We start from the raw sequence: 20,892 nt of genomic DNA, 5'->3' as shown, positions 1-20,892 counted from the left end.
TAAGAATTATTCAATTACCGATTACATCAATTCTCTCGGATCGGTTACCTTGCCGGTTACTGCTGCTGCTGCTGCTACCAGCGGGCTTGCCAATAAGGTACGCGCACCGGGTCCCTGTCGGCCTTCGAAGTTACGGTTGCTGGTACTTACGGCATATTTACCTGCCGGAACTTTATCATCGTTCATTGCCAGGCAAGCTGAACAACCGGGCTGCCGCAACTGGAACCCTGCTTCGTTCAGGATATCAAGGATACCTTCTTCTTTGATCTGGCTTTCCACAACGTGCGATCCCGGAACCAGCCATGCTGTTATATTATCTGCTTTCTTGCGGCCTTTTACCAGCGACGCAAAAGCTCTGAAATCCTCAATACGGCCATTAGTACAGCTTCCCAGGAATACATAATCAACCGGCTTGCCGATCAATTGATCATCCTCATGGAAACCCATATAGTCTAATGATTTCTTATAAGATGCTTCACCATCTTTCACTTCTTTGGCAAACGGAATATGGTGAGTAATACCGGTTCCTAAACCCGGATTGGTACCATAAGTGATCTGCGGCTCGATTTCATCAGCATGGTAAGTTAGCTCCAGGTCGAACTTTGCGCCTTCGTCAGTCTTCAAAGTTTTCCAGTAAGTCTCTGCTTTAGCCCATGCATCACCTTTTGGAGCAAGTTCTCTGCCTTTTAAGTAGGCAAAAGTAGTCTCGTCCGGGGCAACCATACCACCGCGGGCACCCATCTCGATAGAAAGGTTACATACGGTCATACGACCTTCCATACTCATGCTTTCAAATACCTCGCCGGCAAATTCTATAAAGTATCCGGTGGCACCACTGGCTGTAATCTGCGAAAGGATAAACAAAGGAACATCCTTCGGTGTAACACCTTTACCAAGTTTACCATTAATAGTAATGCGTAATTTTTTAGGCTTTGGCTGCATGATGCATTGTGAAGAAAGTACCATCTCTACCTCAGAAGTACCGATACCAAAAGCAATAGCGCCAAATGCACCGTGTGTTGATGTGTGCGAGTCTCCGCAAACAATGGTCATACCCGGAAGTGTGATGCCATTTTCCGGACCAACTACGTGCACAATACCATTTTTAGGGTTATTCAGTCCCCAGTGTGATATACCATATTTAGCTGTATTTTCCTCCAGAGCTTTTAGCTGGTTGGCCGAAAGCGGGTCCTGAACAGGCAAATGCTGGTTAATAGTAGGTGTATTGTGATCGGCGGTTGCAAATGTTCTGCTTGGGTACATTACAGAAATGCCCCTGGTCTTTAATCCTAGGAAAGCCACCGGGCTTGTCACCTCGTGAATAAAGTGTCTGTCGATAAATAATACATCCGGGCCATCCGCAATCTTCCTTACCACGTGTGAGTCCCACACTTTATCAAACAGGGTACTTGGACTAGTGCTCATTTTATTAAGTATTTGAAATTAGTTTTATAATCTTCGAAAACAGAGGTGCAAATTCGGAAAAACATTGCAAAATCACTAATATTTTTTCAAATTTATTTGATTTAAAACAAAATAATAAAGAAAATAGCCTAAATACCATAATAGACTAAGGTCTCAAATCAGCCCAAATAAAAAGGGACGGCATTGTTGCCGTCCCTTTTTATTTGAAACTTACGTATAGTACAAATTTATTTTACTCTGCTTTTTGCAGGGGTAAGAGGTACTATAATAATAGCTAGCAACAGAGCAACTTCTAATACAGTGATCATGACGTTTGTTTTTATTTATTAATTATTAAATGATTAAATAGCTTTCAGAAAAATAAAACTGTCTTACGGCTACACCTCAAATTTTGCAATTCAGGGTTCAGGTTGAACAGAGCAATCGTATTCTTCTGGCATAATCACGACGAAAAATATGCCACTTTTTAAAATATTTTTTTAACCCAAAAATGACTAAAAATGGATTTTACCAAAAAGAAAAAATCATTTTAAAACTTTTTACACTTCTTAAAAAAATTTCATAAGAAAGATTCATCAACAAAAAATATAAGCTTGAAGAAAGCAATAAATTATGTTTAGGAGAAAATCATAAATAAATGGAAAAATTAAAGATGTTTTGCCGGGCAGTAGTTGGTTTTAAGGCCAAATCCACCAGAAAACAGAAAAAATGAGGTGATTTTCGGCGAAAAAACACTCCATCTGACATTTTTTTGTCAAAAAAGGCCTCCCAAATCAAAAATCTTCTTCAAAATTATCACCAAATAAAATTTTTGACAATTTGTCACACTCTTTAAATATGAGCGAATTTGCGACAACCTGTCAGTTAAATTCACCTGACAAGGCACTGCCAAAATGACAAAACAGATAAAAATCGGGAAAATCTCTCCCAAACACCCTATGCCAAAGTTTTTATACTGATTACAGCATTTGAATTCTAATAAGTGTTTCCCCCAATAAGGGTGTTGGCTATTAGCGGCCTGCTCTTTATATAGTGGTTTACGAGAAATTCCGCCCATACTATTAGGTAATTACATTAATATGAGTACCTTCATGATAATTGTAATTATTTAACAATCAGATATTTATTATTCAGGGCACTAAACAACTGTCTCCCCTATTTGAAGTCTGCATTCTTTTAACCTAAATTTCAAACTGAAAGTGTATGTATAGGCTAAACCTGTTTTCCCAAAAAGTACTATTTATTCTTGCGCTGGTTTTTGTTGGAATTAAGCCAAATGCTTTTTCACAGGATTTAGTTCCTTCAGATTCGTTAGCCAAAGTGCTGATCAATAAGGAAGCAGAAATGTTCCATATTGTATTAACCGGCGATAAAGTTGCCGCAGAAAAAATGATCGGCCAGGACTACATTACTATCAATGCGGATGGGGTAATGGAAAACAAAATTGAGATGATGAAAACTTTCGGCAAATTCAAAGGTGCCACAACCACCCTATCCAATAAAAAGATACGAGTTTATGGAAACCTTGCTATCATTACCGGCGGCGCCAGCTTTTACATAAAATCAATTATGGCGGCAAAAATATTTTATACGGAGACCTGGGTTTATCGCGATCACCAGTGGTATTTCATAGGCTGGCAAGGTACGATGACAGGCTTGCCCACCTATTATCCTATAATTTTTACTGTCCTGGGGATCATTTTATTGTATTTTGTCATTAGATTGATTGTAAAAAAGATCAGGAAACCGAAGTTTGCGATGGCGTAAGTTCGGAATAAATGCTGTCGCATTTAACCCACCTGATAGTCGGATTTACGCCTCACCCTGGGGTGATCAATCCCTGTATATTTGTTTATATCAATTAACAACGACGAAAAACAACAACTATGAAAAAGCTGAAATTACAGGTACAGATATCGGTAGATGGTTTTATAGCCGGGCCAAATGGCGAAATGGACTGGCTCACCTGGAATGCCACTGAGGACTTTATACAATATGTAACCGACCTAACCGACTTATGCGATACCATGCTATTGGGACGCAAACTGGCCGATGGCTTTATCCCATATTGGACAGATATCACCACCAGGCCCGACGACCCTCAGTATTCATTTGCCCGGAAAATGGTGGACATGCCTAAAATCGTTTTTAGTAAAACTTTGGATAAATCCAGCTGGGACAATACAACCATTGCAAAAAATGACCTGGTTACCGAAGTCAATGATTTAAAAAAACGGGACGGGAAGGACATTGTAATGTATGGGGGTGCTGAGTTTGTGTCGTCGGTAATCGAAGCGGGCTTGATAGATGAATATCACTTATTTGTTAATCCTGCAGCAGCCGGGAGAGGCATGTCGATATTTGGAGGGCTAGAAAAACCACGTCAGTTAAACCTGATAAAAGTTACTCCGCTTAACAATGGGGTAGTAATTCTATGTTACAAGCCCGCATAATATGTCAAAGGTCCATTAGCCAATGGGCCTTTATGCCTAGATAAACATCAACGAATTTTCGCAATAAATATGCGTCGCTTTTACCGATGGCACATTATCTTTCAGCCATTGCAGCATAAATGCCGACCCTGGCTCCTCACTGGCAATGTGACCTAATACTACTAATGATAAATTGTCGCCTTTGGCACGTGCATCACGGACATATTCCGCTGTTTCCCATTCGGCTATCTCACCGCAGAATAATACGTCCGGTTTTATTTTTCCAATGCTTTGAATCTGACGCGTACCGCCTGATGCACCAGGCATAAACAACACTTTGGAACAATTTTGATTTAGGTCTCCGATAAATCGCACTTTTTCAATACGTAGTTTGTCTTTTGTTTGAGCTATCAACTCCTTTAACGGTATTGAAGGTAAAGTCAGGATATTTGGAATATCTTTTCCGGCATATTGCTGCCATTCCAATTGTTCTAATACGCCTTTAGTAACGCCATCGGGTTTTAACTGGTGAATAGTATCATGATTCCGCCATACGGCAATACCGTGTTTATTCAGCAGATCCATTTTATACTGCAATACATCATCATCTTTTATCCAATCTGTTGCATCCAGGTGGTTATAGAAAGTAGGCTCGTGAGCAACAATGAAGTTAGCTCCCAGATCAATTGCCTTACGGATAACATCAATAGTGGCAAACATCGTCGTAACGATGCCCGTCACTACTGTATCCGGGCTGCCTGATTTTAGCGTATCAACAGTATTTGCGAATGGCGCACCGGGCACCTGTTTCATAAATAGGTCGATGATCTGTTTTACAGTATAACGTTCTGGCTTTTTAACAAAATCGGCAGTGTGGCCTATCAATGGCGATGACAATATCATACCGGCACCTACTGCTGTAGCTGTGTTATAAATAAATTTCCGGCGACTTTGACCGCCGAGATTAAGTGACAGGCTATTTTCTGATATCATAACGGGTTTTGTCATGATATCAAATTTATGATTTTATCAATGCAGCGCTATCCTCATCCAAAAATAAAACTGAGTCAGGGTGTGTACGTAATACTGAAGCAGGGCATTGCTCACTAATCTTTCTGTACAAAGTATTGTAAACGGCAATAGTTTTATTTTTACCCGGAACAATACAGTAAACATATCTGCCAGCCATTAAAGCGGGGATAGTCAATGTAATAGCTAGTTTGGGCACGCTGTTCAACGTATCAAATGTACCATCACTTACCTGTTGTCGCCTGCACTCAAAATCCAGATCGACGATCTTGACCCTTACCGGGTCATTCAGATCGGCCACATGAGGGTCGTTGAAAGCAAGGTGTCCATTCTCTCCTATCCCTAAACAAACAATATCAGATGGATATTCATGCAATAGTTCTGCATATCTTCCGCACTCTGCAAAAGAATCCGGAGAATTACCATTGATATAATTCAGGGTATTGAATGGTAAGTGCTTAAATATCTTTCGGTCTAAAAAAGAGCCAAATTTTTGAGGAGAGTTTTCAGGCAAGCCAATATATTCATCCACATGAAACGCATTGACCCGTTTCCAGTCAATACCAGCCTGCTTAATTAAAGCTGCCAGGAACTCATTTTGCGATGGCGCCGAAGCGAGTACAATATTAACATATTCTTGCCGGCTTAATAGTTCAACGATTCGTTCACCCACTGCCGAGGCTGCCGCCTCTCCCATCTTTATTCTGTCCTGATATATTTTTACTTCTAAATCGTCAATCTTTAATTCCTTTATCATGTATGTGTATGAACTATTTTACCATTCACAATGGTGGCAGCAATATGAACATTTTCATCAAAAATTACAACGTCTGCATCATTTCCTTTTTTAATGGATCCTTTTTTTTCAATTTTCATAATTCTGGCCGGAGTTTCTGATGCCATTCGTACGGCCTCAATTAAGGGCACATCCGCAGTTTGTATCATTGTTCGTATCAAGCGATCGAAAGTAGCGACACTTCCGGCGAACGAACTCCGGTCAGGCATTTTGGCTACGCCATCTTCAACAATCACTTTCGTGCCGTCCTTTTTGCTGCCTAAGATACTTTCGCCCGGCGGCATACCTGCAGCACGCATCGCATCGGTGATCAACGCTGTTCGTTGCGATCCTTTAATCTTATAAATTAATTGAAGCAGCGGTTTTGGCAAATGGATTCCATCTGCAATAATCTCTACATCCATATCATCGATCAGGTAGACGCTTTCAATCACTCCGGCATAACGAAATGCATTCCTCCTGGTTACACCCGACATGGCCGAATAAAAATGCGTAGCCAACGTATAGCCGTTATTAAAAGCTTCGATCACATCTTCATAGATAGCATCTGTATGGGCAATTGCAGGCAAAACACCATGAGCTACCATATATTTACCAAATTCGATAGCGCCATTACGTTCGGGTGCTGCGCTCCACCTTCTGATTGATTTTGAGGCTGATAATATTTCAGCGTATTCTGCCGGGTCAGGGTCACGGATATAACGTGGGTCCTGCGCTCCCCTTTGATTCATGGCAAAATAAGGCCCCTCAATATGAATACCGATAAATTGTGAGCCTTTTGTATTAAGTCTATTTGCTTCCTCGTAAATCCGGAGCGTTTCCAGCAGATCAGCCTTTTCGCAGCTCAAAGTAGTTGGCAGCATAGCTGTCGTGCCGTGTTTAACATGTAGTTCTGCGATGCCAAGAAATGCATCTACGGCGTTATCCATAAAATCATGCCCGCCACCGCCGTGTATATGGATATCTATAAAGCCCGGAGAAACGTATTCACCCTTTGCGTCCAACTCAATAGCATCAGGCGCATCGATGTTTGAGCTGCTGACTTCGACGATCTTTCCGTCATCAATCAACAAATTCCCATTTTTTATAATACCATTGGGGGTAATTACCTGCCCGTTAAATATCTTTAAGCGCATGAGGGGGTTATTTCTTTCGTGATAAGCGATCATATAAAATCCGGGCCTTAGCTCCTCTTAATTCATTCTCCTGGACCAACTCGGTTGGATATAAAACATCCTTGTTGAGATTATTGAACCGTTTGTCCAGTTCGACCTCATCGTCAATCACTTTTTTAAGCTCGGTAAGTATTTCAGGGATACCGGCAACTGTAAATTGAGGCGCGTTGGCACGTTTTTCAATAGCCTCGTATTGCAGATAATTGGCTCGTATATCCGTCATCAGCTGGTATTGTTCAAACTCCTCTCGGTTTTTAAGCGGATTGAGGCGATGAAGGACTGCCGAAGCCGTGCGTATGCTATCCAGCATTGCATCAACAGATAATGGCTGCGGCGACTGTACCTTACCCTGATGAACCGTATAAGGTGTTACTTTAAGCGCTTGCCAAAACTGCTTTGCCTGTGTCTCATTAAAACCATATTGTTTGTGGCAATATGTAGTAACAAAATGTTCTATATCAATCGGGGCGGTCGATTTTAAACTTTCAAAATAGCCTGCAATCAGCATATTAAACCCGCTAATCGGGTATACATGCCTGATGGCATACAGGTCTGTGATCTCGTCCTCGTTCTCAAACACCGCCGAATAAACTCCGGATGTCGACCACGATGTCATTACTATACCGCGATATTTCAACTTTCGGCAAATCGGTATAAAATCGCGGATATTTTTAAAATGTTTTTCCCACTGGGTCAAATAATAGTTATCCGGGTTGGAGCGTATAGCGGGCGCACCCCATATTTCATACCCACTCTCCACCAGTTTCTGGTGTTCACCAAAATTATTCATATCCCAGCCATAATTCCAGTCAATCAACACAGTGCCCTTTGGCAGCAGATTAATTGCTTCGGGATATTTAAGCGCGATATCGGCCCACAGCACAGGCTTTTTGCCCATTTTTATCACGATGTTGCAAAGCATCCGGATGTAATCGATATACAATTTCGATTTACCCTCTTTCTCAGCCTTTGCCTTGCATCGTTCGTCATGACCTAACAAGTAGGTCTCATCGCCACCGATATGGATGTATTTTGAAGTATGTGTAGACGCCAGTTCAGCATACAGGTCGCTGAAAAGTGTACTATCCTGTTTGGTTTGCAGCGGGCACACTTGCGAATAATCTTTCTGATCTTCTCGCAGGTCTTTATACTTTTCATTGCGAAGGAGATACTCCACATGCCCGAAGCTTTGCTGCAAGGGGATCACATCTATACCTAAGCCGTTGCAATATTTAACAAAATCAATTATTTCGGCTTTGGTGTAAGCGTACCTATTGGGTATCAGCGGATGTTTTTCAAACGGATAAGTACCCTCCCATTCCATGATCAGCGTATTGATACCATTGCCACTTAGCCTTTTTGCAAAGGCTTTCAGTTCAGGCATCGGCATTACCTGTATCCGAAGATCGAGGTGAAAGCCGCGTACCGTGAATTGATTGTTTGAAACTGAAACTGCTTGTGAAAAAACGGAGGAGGAATAAACAAAAAGAATAAAGACAAGCAGCAGTTTTTTCATATCGGTATAGTTGACTTCAGTGGATACCAAGTTAAAAAATCTGCCACAAAACCGGCTCATTATTTGAAGGTGATGGTAAATTCTGTCTGTCGCTCGGCAACCGTCTTTAATGAAAATTCAAAACTATGATTGATGAGTATCTCGCGAACCAAAGTTAAACCAATACCCTGACCGTCCTTTTTGGTACTATAGAATGGTGTAAACAGGTTTTCGCTTTGTTCAGCGCTGATGCCTTTTCCACTATCTGAAACAATTAATTGTCTGGACCGAAGATCAGTAACAAACTTTATCACTCCATCCCTCTCAATGGCTTCTATTGCATTTTTTACAATATTGATGAAGGCCTGCTCCAACTGCTGTTCATCTGCCGAAATATAAAATGGCTCTGCGGTGAGCTCAGCTCTGATCGCTATATTCCTTTCAGCCGCCCGTAATTCCATCAGTTTAACGATAGAATATATCAACTCATTCAGGTCGATTCGTTTCTTATTAGCCTGCGGTAATTTCACCAGGTCGGCAAAATTGCGCATAAAGAGATTGAGGTTTTGGTTGCGATCCAGGGCCACCTGCAATGCATCTTTTAATGGGTCGGAATGGTGCCCATTCCACAATTGGTCTGTCTTTAAAGCTGAATCGATAATAGAATTAACCGGCCCAATGGTGTTATTCACCTCATGCGCCATCATTCGGATAACCTTACCATATACATTCTTTTCGGCTGCCAGTATTTCTGCGGTTAATTCTTCCATCATAATAAAATCCCGCGCAAAGCCCCTGTCTACAAAATGCGCCCGCTGCAATTTATACGTAGTCGCGCCGCTTAATTTGATGGTTTTAGTTTCGCCAGGCTGTAAGGCCCGGAGATGTTTTAGAAGATTTTCCGGCAGGTCAGTTACCGGGTGATTGATCAGGCTTTTTTCATCAAGGTTAAATATCTGCAAAGCCTTAGGGTTAATTTGCTGGATATTCTGATCATAATCAAGAATAATGATACCCGTTGGTGAAGTCAGGATCAGTTTTTCAAGGAAAAAATGCTGCTCTTCCTGCAAAGTACGTTCGGTGCGCAACTGATCGATCATCTGGTTATATACATCAATTAACTGATCAACTTCATATTTGCCTGTCGGCAAAAACCTCACATTAAAATCGCGGTCTTTTATAGCGTCAACACCCTGCATTAATGATTTTAGTGGTTGTATGAGCTGCTTGTACAAATTCCATGAAATACCGATAGAGATCAGGATGAATATCTCGCAAGCGATGAAATAAATACGATTTTGTTCAAAAATGATCCAGGTAAGCACCAGTGCAATCAGGTGCAGGATGATAACAAATAAAAGGTACTTAGTCCTCAGCTTCATCGTAAGGGATCTGGTATTTATCCAGTCGCCGGTATAATGCGCTGCGCGTGAGCCCTAATGATTTTGCCGCTCTTGCTATCTTATTTTTATGATATTCGAGCGCACGTTTTATCATTTCGACCTCCATTTCTTCCAGCGTAATGGCACCAACTCCGGGCAGCTGCAAATTACCTTTTTTTACCGGGGATAGCTCCAACTGCGAACGAAAATCATCAATATCCAGGACATCTTTTTTGCTGACAAGGATAGACCGCTCCACCAAATTCTTCAATTGCCTGATATTGCCGGGCAATGGCAAAGCTTGAAGCCATTTCATCGCAGCCGGCAAAACAGATAGTTGCGGACGGTTATAAATCTCCTTCAGGTTATTGATAAAAAAACTAACCAGCAGCGGAATATCTTTGGATCTTTCGCGCAGAGGCGGCAAAACGACCGTGATCAGGTTAATACGATACAGCAGATCCTCGCGAAAGCTGCGCCGGTCGACCATCTCATTCAGATCTTTGTTGGTGGCACAAACTACCCGAACATCAACTGCTTTGGTGCGACTGCTGCCCAAAACCTCATAGGTGCGATCTTGCAATACACGCAGAAGTTTTACCTGGCTGCCCGCATCCAAATCTCCGATCTCATCCAGAAAAATGGTTCCCTTATTAGCCATTTCGAAACGACCCACCCTGTCAAACCTGGCATCTGTAAAAGCCCCGCGCACATGGCCAAACATTTCGCTCTCGAACAATGAAGTAGAAATTCCACCCAGGTTTACTTTGATAAATGGCTTATTTCTGCGCAAACTGTTTTGGTGTATCGCTTCAGCGATCAGTTCCTTGCCTGTACCACTCTCCCCCATTACCAACACTGACGCATCCGTTTCTGCCACACGGCCAATAGTCTCCAGTATATCCAGCATCTTCGGGTCTTCACCAATAATGTGCTGAAAGTTGTATTTACTGTCTAACTGTTTACGGGTGCGGTGTTCTGCTTTTTTATCCTGAAGATCAATCAGCGTCTTCACAGACTGTAACAGGTGTTCGTTGCTCCAGGGCTTATTGATAAAATCATTGGCACCCAGCTTCATTCCTTTTACCGCCAGCTCAATACTTCCCCAACCCGTAATCAATATCACCGGAACGATTGGATTGATTTTTTTAATATTCTCCAGCAATTCCAATCCTTCCTGTCCTGAGGTATCTATGGAAAAATTCAGGTCGAGGATAATCAATTCGGGATTTCTTTTTTTGATGATGCTCAAAGCCTCGCCAGGCAAGGGCGTCCCCTCGGCTTCGTAGCCTTCGCTCTTCAGAAGCAAGAGCAATGAAGTACGTACGGCGATATCATCATCAATTATTAGTATCATATTCGGTTTCAATATCGCAATTATTCTTCATGTAAAGCCACCGCCGGATAAATAGCCGCCGCCTGTTTGCCAGGATAAAGCGAGCAAACAAATACCAAAAGGTAAATAAATATGATCGACAGGATCATAGCCACAATATAAATTTCGGCTTTCAGGTCGAACACATTTAATAGCGGAAACTGGATTGCGAAGAACGTCCCAATAATCAAAGATAGCGTAGCCAATATTAGTGATTCAGATACCAGTTGAGATGATACTGATTGTCCAGAAGCGCCTATTGCACGGCGTAATCCGATCTCGCCTCTTCTTTTATTAATATTATACCATAAAACCCCGAATAACCCCAAAGCAACGTTGATCACAAGGAAGCAGGCTACGATCAATGTCACAATCATTGGTACCAAGCTGAATAAGTTAGTGCTTTTGCGTTTGTTCACCATATGCTCAATCTCTACGTGGGAGTCTCTCATGTAATTGGCCAAGGTTTTATACAATTTCCCTTCAAAAGCTGCATCGGCATCGGGCGTCACTTTCACCATCATCTTGCCAAGTGAACTATATGAGCCGGTATCCGTTCTGAGATAAATAGCTGGTTTAGCTGGCGAATAATCACCTCTTGCTTTTACCCCCTGTATCACCCCAACGACCTTATAATCAAACTTACCATCTTCAACACCGATCATCTTGCCAAGCGCAGTTTCATTGCCGAATAGTTTCTCGCGCGTTGCATCACTAATGATTATTGGCTTAGTTTTTAAATTGGCATCGGCTTTATTAAACCACCGGCCTTCCAATAACTGCAGGTTCATGGCATTTTTATAATTATCATCCGCTATATAATGGTCGACGCCTATTGCTATTTTTTTATAATGCGCATCACCTGTCCATTGATTTTGGGATAACGGGACATTGCTACTACAAAAACTAACTTCTTTCACTTGCGGCATTGATTTAATAGTTTGCCTCAAATTGTCATAAAAAGTATTAAGCGAATCGGTGCTTTTGGTTTGATAAGTATTATTATAGTTTACCAGCCAAAGATTCTCATAATCAAACCCCATGGTTTTCTTATAGTTGTTGTAGTAATATACCATCAGCGTAAACACCGCAAATATGACCAGAAACGAAACCAGCATTTCAGACATCAGCAGAAAGTTTTGTTTCTTCTTGTTCCAAATCAGTTTAAATAAATGCTTTGTCATAATATCTTTATTTATCTACATTAATTTATTGCGCCTTTAGGGCAGTTACTACATTTAGTTTCGACATGCGCCAGGCTGGGTAAACGCCGGATATCAACCCAAAAACGAGACAAACCAGTAGGCCGATAAACAATACCATAAAATTGATACTTAACTCCAGGTTGGCGATCAGGTGAGCACTGTTGATTACCTGCAATACGATAAATGAAAGTATTACGCCAATTACACCGCCCAACAAGGTCAGTATAATGTTCTCGACAATAAACTGGTAAACGAGTGTGCTTGATGAGGCCCCAAATGCTTTACGTACGCCGATCTCCGACGAGCGCTCCATAATACGGGTAATATTGATATTCACCAGGTTGAGCGTTGGTAATATCATCAATATAAATGCAAATATGCTGATGGCGGTTACCACAATAAATACCCCGGAATGCCTGTCATCCCCTGTATCGACGTATGATCTGATATAATTATCAGCGTGGCTACTCACCCTATCAAATTCCTTTTGCTCAGGTTTCAGCCTTTGTATCATTTGCTCATACTCATTATGCAGTTTGTCAAGATCGCTTGCAGAGTTAGCCAATAAAATTCCATAGTACCCACCCTGATAACCTTTATTGTTTTTATAGTCTCCATCTTTTGCTACTGTATAAGGCAGATAAATATCACTATAGGTCATATAACTGGTAATAGGTACATTTTGAACAACACCAATCACCCTGTATTTCACATTGTCCGCCTCAATGTACTGGCCGACTACATTTGGGACATCGCCGAAATACTCCTTCTTCATATCAGCAGAGATTATTGCAACCTTGTCTGAGTTGGCTACCTGTTGTTTACTAAATGCTTTTCCCTCAAGAAAATCATATTCGAGTACTTCCCAATATTCGGAATTAGTGTATTTGTAGTTTACCGCTATCTTCTTATTATTAACATAGGTATTGGTACCATTAAATCCGGAAGAAATAGCAATTGTGATCGGCGTTTTAATCGTCCGCACATAGTGATCCAGAAAATAAAATGAAGGAGGGCTCGATGACATGGTATTTTTCCCTGTTTGTGATACACGGGAAACGTAAAGTGACCTGTCCCTCTTTTTATCCGGATAATTATCCCCAACCACTTTATCGATAAATGCAGTGAGTACCAACAGGATAGTTAACGTAAAACTGATACCAAACAGGCTGATGAAGGTGAAGAACTTCCTTCGCCTTAAAACCGCAATGGCAATTTTGAAATAATTCTTAAGCATGGCTGTCTCTCTTAAAAGTGATTACTGAACCTGTGATCCGTCAAATAGGCGTACCAACCGATGGGTTTTATGGGCCATGTTTTCATCGTGCGTAACCATTACGATTGTGGTGCCGTCATTTTTATTTAACTGTAACAGGATATCCATGATCTCGTTCCCCATAGCACTGTCCAGGTTACCGGTGGGCTCGTCGGCCAAAATAATTTCCGGGCGACCAACTATCGCTCTGGCTATAGCAACGCGCTGCTTCTGACCGCCTGAAAGTTGCGTGGGAAAATGCTTGATTCTGTTCGACAGACCCACCTTGGCTAATGCTTCGGTGGCCAATTGCTTTCTTTCCTTGGCCGTTGTGTTACGATACAGCAATGGCAATTCGACATTATCCAGTACCTGCAAGTCATTGATCAAATGGTAGCTCTGGAAAATAAAACCAAGTTTGCTATTGCGAAACTGAGCCAATTGCTTATCTGACAGATTTTCGGTTTTCTGATCATCAATTCTGATCTCCCCTTTTGACGGTTCATCCAGCAGGCCGATAATATTAAGAAGCGTGCTTTTTCCGCAGCCGGACGGGCCCATAATGGATAAGAATTCGCCTTTGGCCACATCAAGGTTCACCTTGTTAAGCGCCAGTGTTTCAACCGTATCGGTACGGTAAACTTTTTCAATGTTTTGTAAACGTATCATATTGTGTTGATGGTTATTTGATTCATTTATAGTTGATTTTTTCATTTTTTTCAAAGTCAAACAGCGATAGGTAGCGTAGCTGATAATATGCACCCCAGAAGTCGCGCAGGGCTGCTATATAATCTCTTTTTGCCTGGTCATTTTCCTGAAAGGCAATGCTCAGATCGGTGATACTCAGGTTACCCAAAACATAACGTTCCTTTGCAATTTTATACTTTTCGCCGGCTATACTATCGGCCTGTTCTGTTAAAGCTACCTGTTCTTTCATTTGGTTAAATAGAGTTACCTGGGTTACTATCTGCTGTTTGAAGGTTTGTTTATCCTGTTCTACTGCATATTCGGTAAATTTCTCGTTCGCTTCAGCGGTTTTTATTTTTGATTTCGATCTTCCCCAATCCAATACCGGGATCGAAAATGTTAACTGTACCAACTGTTGGTTTTGCGGCGAACGGTAAACATCGGGAATATTGGCAGCAGTATTTGAAAAACCCAGGTTGGCGGTAAGGGAGGCGGTAAGCCCGGTTTGTCCTTTGGCAACGGCCACATCACGCTTAGCCTCAGCTATCCTACGCACAAAGGCTATAGCGTCTGAGCGATTGGCATATGCCTCCGCCAAAACTCTGTCTGAGGTTACACTCATATCGCTGATGGTTTCCGGCAAAACGAGTTCGATCTTATCACTTCCTTCCTGGCTGATAAAACTCCGCAATGTCAGTGTTGAAACTTCGATGTCACGTTTGGCAATTCCTACCGCCTTTTTTGCATTCAATAATTCCAATTGGAGTTGCAATATCTCGTTCCTGGTTACTTTTCCCAGATCGAATTTCATTTTAGCTATCTTCAGGATATTCTCCGTATTGGTATAATTGGTCTGAGCAATTTGCAGATTAACCTGCGCCAATAGCAAGTCGAAAAAGAACCCTTCTGCCTTAATAGATATTTGCTCCTGCGCCTCGATATAAGCCTGTTTACTTTCGTTGTACAATAATGGCTGAATCTTTCTGTCCCATTTCAAACCGTTGTACTGGCCGATAGGTTGACTGACCCCTATCGCATAAGGCACGCCATTGTATAATACGTTATGTCTGTCGAAATCATCAAACCGTTGCAACTGGCTTTCGCCATAAATAGTAGCGCCGGTAGCCGTAATAGATTGGCTAAAATTTAGCGTCATTTGCGAATTATCATTATGTACCTGTTGAAACAAGATGGATCCGTCAGGCTGAATTACAGGTGAAGTTGTTTTACTATACCCGGGCAAATTACCGCTTAGTGATAACTGCGGATTATAGTTTGATTTGTAGGTGCGCCACAGCCAATATTTGGTTGCGCGTGTGGTGACAGCCTGCTTTGAGGCAATGGAATTACCCTTAGCCAGTTCAACCACATCGTGCAGCGAAAGCCTGATCGTATCGGCATCTGAGCAAAATGCTCTTGAGCTGATGAGTAATAATAGTATGATATATAGATATTTCACGATCAATTGCCTTTAACAGTTAATTCCTTTGAATTCTTAAACTCTGTCATATCCGAGGTGATCACCGCATCGCCGGGCTTCACGCCATCTTTCAGTTCAACAAAATCAAAATTGCTGAGGCCGGTATGAACACTTCGTTTTTCTGCCTTTCCATTACTGAGCACAAAAACTTCCTGCGGACTTGCGCCTTTAAAGGCTGGACCATTAGCTACACGCATCACTTTATTGTGCACCGCGGTTACCAGGTAAACATCCACTTTCATATTCGGCCGCAGCTGCTTATTGTTACGTTCTTCCAGTTGTATATCAAAAGTGATAATGCCATTTTGCACAGATGGATTAATGTTGGACACGCTTCCGCGCAATTGAGTATCATTAAAGCGGACGATTACGGGCATACTGTTGTGCAGTTGATCGAGGTAACTGTCTGATAGGCTACCTGTCACTTTGAAACTGCTCAAATCAGCAATGCGAGCCAGTGTTTCACCCTCTTTTATATTGGCCCCGATATTTTTGTTGACGTAGGTTACCACCCCGCTACGTGTTGCCACCACATTGGCCAGGTTCAGCTTACGTTGCAATTCGTTCAAGTCATTTTGCTGAATAGCGGCCGCTATTTCCGCTTCTTTTTCTTCGAGCTGCATGGTTTTCTGCTTACTTTTTATCTCGTTCTCGATCTGTTTCTTTTCCAGTTGGGCCACTTTCAGGTTCAACTCTGCCTGCTCAATATCCTCACGCGTACCGCCGCCTGCTTTGAATAATCTTTTGGCGTTTTCAACTGCGTCGGTCAGGTTGCCTATGCGGAGTTGTTTGATATCATTATTGGACTGAATGTCGTAATAGCTTTTTTCCAGGTCGAGTTTCAGTTTGCTGATCTCATTTTTCTTGGTCTCTAGTTGGAATTTCATTTTGGCATAGTCATTTTCAGAAGCTGACTTATCAAGTGTGAGGATAGATTGCCCGGTCTTCACTTTACCACCGGCGTCAGTTACTACATTTTTGATCGAAGCATTTATCGGGCTGGTGATCACTTCTTCAAACTCGGGTAGCACTTCCCCTGTGGCATTCAACGTATTCTCAACATTTCCTATTTCCACTTTAGCGGTATTGATCTCCGAAGCATTTACTGAAGACCCCAGCCACGTCCTGATCAACACAATTATGATGATTATAATAGCTACAGCAATAAGGCCATAGAAGATTCCTCTTTTCCTTTTTTGTTGTACTACTTCCGCTGTAATCTCGGTATCCATATTAAATATTTTACACAGTACCTTGCAATACCTATACCAAAGTCAATATTTTGATTTATAGTCATTTATGAATTTTAGGTTGAAAAAAAGTGATCGATATCGGACAAAATATTTGATTATGGACAAATCCATTGTCCTTTAGAAATTGAATTAAAGGTCTATTTAGCCTTTTAAACTACCTATATTAGCTTTGTTTTACCGGTATTAAATCCACTCATGAAACGACTGTCCGGCTATCTGTTATTGATCGTCTGCCTATGCTTTTTTGCGCAAACCAATGCACAGCAAAAACAGCTCACCTACTGCAATCCGTTGAATCTCGATTATGGTTATACCCCTTTTAAGGATTTTTCCAAATGGGGGCGCCATCGTGCGACAGCTGATCCGACCGTCACATTGTTTAAGGGCAAATATTACCTATTTTCTACCAACCAGTTTGGGTATTGGTACAGCGACGATATGCTGAACTGGCGTTTTGTTTCGAGACGTTTTTTAAGGCCCTATAATGAGAACCAGGGCGACGAACTGTGTGCCCCTGCTACGTTGGTTTTGGGTGATACTTTGCTGGTGATCGGTTCAACGTACAATAAAGATTTTACCCTATGGATGAGCACCAATCCGACTAAGGATGATTGGAAACCAGCAAAGGACTACTTTAAAGTAGGCGCCTGGGATCCGGGTATGTTTGCTGATGATGACGGGCGCGTCTATATCTATCATGGGTCAAGTAATACACTACCTTTATATGGACAGGAGATTGACCGTAAAACATTTGAGCCAATCGGTCCAAAAGTAGAAACGTTACACCTTGATTATAACGAACACGGCTGGGAGCGCTTTGGCGAGAACAACGACAATGTGTTTTTAGGAGGATTTATGGAAGGATCCTGGATGAATAAGCACAATGGCAAATATTACCTTCAATTTGGCGGATCAGGCACTGAAGGTCGCGGTTATGCGGACGGTGTTTATGTAGGTGATAAACCACTCGGGCCGTTCACTTATCAAAACCATAATCCATTCTGCTATAAACCGGGCGGCTTTGCCAAAGGGGCCGGTCATGGTGCTACCTGGGCCGATAAATATGGCAATTACTGGCATATATCTACTATGGTAGTAAACGTGAAGAATAATTTCGAGCGTCGTATTGGTTTCTGGCCTGCGGGTTTTGATAAAGACGGCGTACTTTATTGCAATACCGCTTATGGCGATTATCCGCAATACCTGCCAACAGGCAATGAAGATCACCTAAAAAGTAATTTTACCGGCTGGATGATACTGAATTATAACAAACCTGTCGAGGTTTCCTCAACACTTGGCGGTTTTGAACCGAATTATGCTGTAGATGAAGACATCAAAACCTATTGGTGTGCTAAAACAGCCAATAAAGGCGAATGGCTCAAATCTGATTTGGGTGAAGTAAGCACGGTAAATGCCATCCAGGTAAATTACGCCGATCAGGACGCGGAGTTCCTGGGCAAATCACACGGTGTTTATACACGATATATTATTTACTCGTCGATTGACGGTAAAAACTGGAAGGCGCTGGTTGATAAGAGCAAAAACAAAACAGACGTTCCTCATGATTATATCGACCTGAAAACACCTGTTAAAGCACGTTATTTAAAGATCGTCAATATTCACATGCCGACTGGTATGTTTGCTTTATCGGGTTTCCGCGCTTTCGGCAAAGGCACAGGTGCAAAACCGGATACCGTGAAAGAATTTATGGTGCTGCGTGGCGACACCGAACGCAGAAACTCGTGGATCAGGTGGCAGCCGGTTGATAACGCTATTGGCTACACTATATACATGGGCATTGCACCCGATAAATTATATAGCAATGTGATGGTGTATGGCAAAAATGAATATTTCTTCAATGGAATGGAGAAAAGCCTGCCTTATTATTTCCAGATCGAATCTTTTAATGAGAATGGGATATCGCAGCGATCAAAGGTGATTGAGGTGAAATAGGAAAGGTCAATTTGAGCAGTTTTGCTTCCAACCAACAAAATAATCGTAGATAATAGTATTAATATTGGCTTTGTCGGCCCCGTTCCAATACCATTGATTATCTGAGTATTTCAAGTCCTCTTTAGCAAAGTACAGCAAATAAAAATCATATAGGTTTCGATCATAGTCAAGCTCTATGCAAAGTACTTTCAAGATGTTTAAAACATCATCAGCTTGCATTTCGCCTGTCAACGCTTTATTTATCAGATAGCACGCATATTTCTTAATAATTGTATCATCATCGCTTAAGTCAATATTCAGTTCATCAAAAATTTTATTTGTTAAACCTATTAGTTCAAATTGGTTATAAGGCACCTGTTCGCCGGCAAGGATAATTAGATTTTCCGTGTCAAAGCCTGACATCAACATATCAGTGGCCCAATTGACCCACCGCTTATCAATATTTCGGTTTAGTACTTTGAATGCCAATATTTCCGCAGTTGAGTCTATTAATTTCATTTTACATCTATTGAAAAAACGTCCTTCATCGCACGTTTTGCCGCATGGTACCCGCACATTCCATGTACCCCACCACCTGGCGGAGTGGATGATGAACAGATATACAATCCTTTGGCTGATGTCCGGTAAGGCGACCATCTTAAAGCGGGCCTGGTGAATAATTGTCCTAGGTCAAAAGCGCCACCGTTAATATCTCCCCCAATATAGTTAGGATTATATTCTTCTACCTGGATGGGATTCATTGTATGTCTTGCCAATATGCGATCCTTGAAACCCGGCGCAAAGCGCTCTACCTGCCGTTCAATTGCCTCTGTCATATCTATGGTCGATCCACCAGGCACATGGCAATAGGCCCAGGCGGTCTGCTTGCCTTCAGGCGCGCGTGAACTGTCAAAAAGGCTTTGCTGCGCCATCAGCACAAAAGGCTTTTCAGCAATTCGACCATTCCAGGCAGATTGCTCTGACGAGGCTATTTCGGCAAAAGTATTACCCAAATGTACTGTACCAGCTTGACGGCATAATTCATTGATAAAAGGTATTTGCCCATCTAATGCCCAATCAATCTTAAATATGCCCATGCCATACCGGTAACGTCGCAACTGCCATTTATAGATACCGGAGAATTTATGCCCGGCAATCTGCAGCAATTGTCTGGGTGTAATATCAAACAATACCGCATTTGATGAAGGCAGCTGACCCAGTGATGTGATGTCAGTATTAGTTTCGATCTTTCCGCCAAGCGATATAAAATAGGATGCTAATGCATTCGCAATCTGCTGTGAGCCTCCTTTAGGCAAAGGCCAGCCTTTTATATGGGCTGCGGACATTAACACCAGTGCGGTAGCCGCGGAGCTTAAATTGGTTAACGGCTGCATGCAGTGTGCTGCCATTCCGGCAAATAATCCTTTTGTTTTTTCGGTTTTGAAACTGCCTGCAATTGATGAGGCCGACCGAAATGCTTTCAAGCCAAATCTTGCCATTGCAATAGGATGCCTGGGAATGTGAAGCGGACCTAAGACATCGGAGGCCATCAAAGGCCAATCGTTTACAACAGGTTGAATCAGATCGATATAAGCCTTTTCATCGATACCAAACTGAGATGCTGTTTCTTCTATCGAATTCTTTAAAATAGCTGCCGCGCCATTATCAAAAGGGTGTGCTGCTGCAATATCCGGATAGATGAATTCCAATCCATACTTGGCAAGAGGGAGTGTCTCAAAAAATGGTGAGGAAACTGCCAGTGGGTGAATGGCAGAACAAATATCATGAAGATAGCCGGGGAGTGTCAGCTCTGCTGAGCGCATCCCCCCGCCTATCGTTTCTTTACCTTCTATCAGTAAAACCGAAAGACCGTTTTGCTGCATTAATATGGCGGCTGCCAATCCGTTCGGACCGGAACCAACTATTACTGCATCATATTGGCGCTTTTCAAGCTTCATTCATGGCTTTAAA

Annotated in this window: 17 protein-coding genes; 3 read left to right on the top strand and 14 right to left on the bottom strand. The window is 42.0% G+C overall.

The genetic code is table 11. The features are described 5' to 3' along the window. Positions 1–21: 21 nt before the first annotated feature. Positions 22–1,425 carry a 3-isopropylmalate dehydratase large subunit gene (gene leuC, locus Q3A68_RS19000; RefSeq protein WP_302902706.1) on the bottom strand — a complete coding sequence of 468 codons (1,404 nt, stop codon included), beginning with the start codon at positions 1,423–1,425 and terminating at the stop codon, positions 22–24. Positions 1,426–2,628: 1,203 nt separating this feature from the next. On the opposite strand from leuC, the gene Q3A68_RS18995 reads away from it, so the two are divergent. Continuing rightward, a complete protein-coding gene (locus Q3A68_RS18995) occupies positions 2,629–3,192 on the top strand; it encodes a nuclear transport factor 2 family protein (protein WP_302902705.1) in 564 nt (187 codons plus the stop codon). Positions 3,193–3,311: 119 nt separating this feature from the next. Then, complete coding sequence (locus tag Q3A68_RS18990) at positions 3,312–3,878, top strand: dihydrofolate reductase family protein (protein WP_302902704.1); 567 nt, start codon at positions 3,312–3,314, stop codon at positions 3,876–3,878. A 36-nt stretch (positions 3,879–3,914) separates the two neighbouring features. Here the strand turns inward: Q3A68_RS18990 and Q3A68_RS18985 are convergent, their stop codons facing one another. From Q3A68_RS18985 to Q3A68_RS18935, 11 genes are read right to left on the bottom strand one after another with little or no spacing between them, the layout of a single operon-like run. Next, complete coding sequence (locus tag Q3A68_RS18985) at positions 3,915–4,865, bottom strand: Nif3-like dinuclear metal center hexameric protein (RefSeq protein WP_302902703.1); 951 nt, start codon at positions 4,863–4,865, stop codon at positions 3,915–3,917. Between the two features lie 10 nt (positions 4,866–4,875). Further along, entirely contained in the window at positions 4,876–5,643 is a 768-nt protein-coding gene (locus Q3A68_RS18980) for a glucosamine-6-phosphate deaminase (RefSeq protein ID WP_302902702.1), read from the bottom strand. Further along, complete coding sequence (gene nagA / locus Q3A68_RS18975) at positions 5,640–6,818, bottom strand: N-acetylglucosamine-6-phosphate deacetylase (protein ID WP_302902701.1); 1,179 nt, start codon at positions 6,816–6,818, stop codon at positions 5,640–5,642. The genes Q3A68_RS18980 and nagA overlap by 4 nt, the downstream gene beginning before the upstream one ends. A 7-nt stretch (positions 6,819–6,825) precedes the next feature. After that, complete coding sequence (locus Q3A68_RS18970) at positions 6,826–8,373, bottom strand: beta-N-acetylhexosaminidase (RefSeq protein WP_302902700.1); 1,548 nt, start codon at positions 8,371–8,373, stop codon at positions 6,826–6,828. Positions 8,374–8,432: 59 nt separating this feature from the next. After that, positions 8,433–9,734, bottom strand: coding sequence for a sensor histidine kinase (locus Q3A68_RS18965; RefSeq protein WP_302902699.1), 1,302 nt, complete (start codon positions 9,732–9,734; stop codon positions 8,433–8,435). Beyond that, positions 9,718–11,091: a sigma-54-dependent transcriptional regulator gene (locus Q3A68_RS18960; protein ID WP_302902698.1), complete on the bottom strand. Its 1,374-nt coding sequence runs from the start codon at positions 11,089–11,091 to the stop codon at positions 9,718–9,720. The genes Q3A68_RS18965 and Q3A68_RS18960 overlap by 17 nt, the downstream gene beginning before the upstream one ends. A gap of 20 nt (positions 11,092–11,111) precedes the next feature. Next, positions 11,112–12,293, bottom strand: a complete 1,182-nt coding sequence (locus Q3A68_RS18955) for an ABC transporter permease (RefSeq protein ID WP_302902697.1) — start codon at positions 12,291–12,293, stop codon at positions 11,112–11,114. Between the two features lie 25 nt (positions 12,294–12,318). Then, positions 12,319–13,551 (bottom strand): ABC transporter permease, encoded by a 1,233-nt coding sequence (locus Q3A68_RS18950; RefSeq protein WP_302902696.1) that lies wholly within the window; start codon positions 13,549–13,551, stop codon positions 12,319–12,321. A gap of 21 nt (positions 13,552–13,572) precedes the next feature. Further along, positions 13,573–14,283: an ABC transporter ATP-binding protein gene (locus Q3A68_RS18945; protein WP_489671738.1), complete on the bottom strand. Its 711-nt coding sequence runs from the start codon at positions 14,281–14,283 to the stop codon at positions 13,573–13,575. Next, positions 14,261–15,715, bottom strand: coding sequence for a TolC family protein (locus Q3A68_RS18940; RefSeq protein ID WP_302902695.1), 1,455 nt, complete (start codon positions 15,713–15,715; stop codon positions 14,261–14,263). Before Q3A68_RS18940 ends, Q3A68_RS18945 begins: the two co-directional genes overlap by 23 nt. 2 nt (positions 15,716–15,717) lie before the next feature. Next, complete coding sequence (locus Q3A68_RS18935; protein ID WP_302902694.1) at positions 15,718–16,968, bottom strand: efflux RND transporter periplasmic adaptor subunit; 1,251 nt, start codon at positions 16,966–16,968, stop codon at positions 15,718–15,720. Positions 16,969–17,184: 216 nt separating this feature from the next. Between Q3A68_RS18935 and Q3A68_RS18930 the strand changes: the two genes are divergently transcribed. Continuing rightward, a complete protein-coding gene (locus tag Q3A68_RS18930; RefSeq protein WP_302902693.1) occupies positions 17,185–18,942 on the top strand; it encodes a family 43 glycosylhydrolase in 1,758 nt (585 codons plus the stop codon). 6 nt (positions 18,943–18,948) lie between these two features. Here the strand turns inward: Q3A68_RS18930 and Q3A68_RS18925 are convergent, their stop codons facing one another. Together Q3A68_RS18925 and Q3A68_RS18920 are read right to left on the bottom strand one after the other, a co-directional pair. Continuing rightward, positions 18,949–19,440, bottom strand: a complete 492-nt coding sequence (locus Q3A68_RS18925; protein ID WP_302902692.1) for a hypothetical protein — start codon at positions 19,438–19,440, stop codon at positions 18,949–18,951. After that, a complete protein-coding gene (locus Q3A68_RS18920) occupies positions 19,437–20,879 on the bottom strand; it encodes a phytoene desaturase family protein (RefSeq protein ID WP_302902691.1) in 1,443 nt (480 codons plus the stop codon). Before Q3A68_RS18920 ends, Q3A68_RS18925 begins: the two co-directional genes overlap by 4 nt. Positions 20,880–20,892 lie beyond the last annotated feature (13 nt).

Source organism: Mucilaginibacter tolerans (assembly GCF_030519375.1).
Lineage (GTDB): Bacteria > Bacteroidota > Bacteroidia > Sphingobacteriales > Sphingobacteriaceae > Mucilaginibacter.
This window is presented reverse-complemented; position numbering and strand designations above follow the sequence as displayed.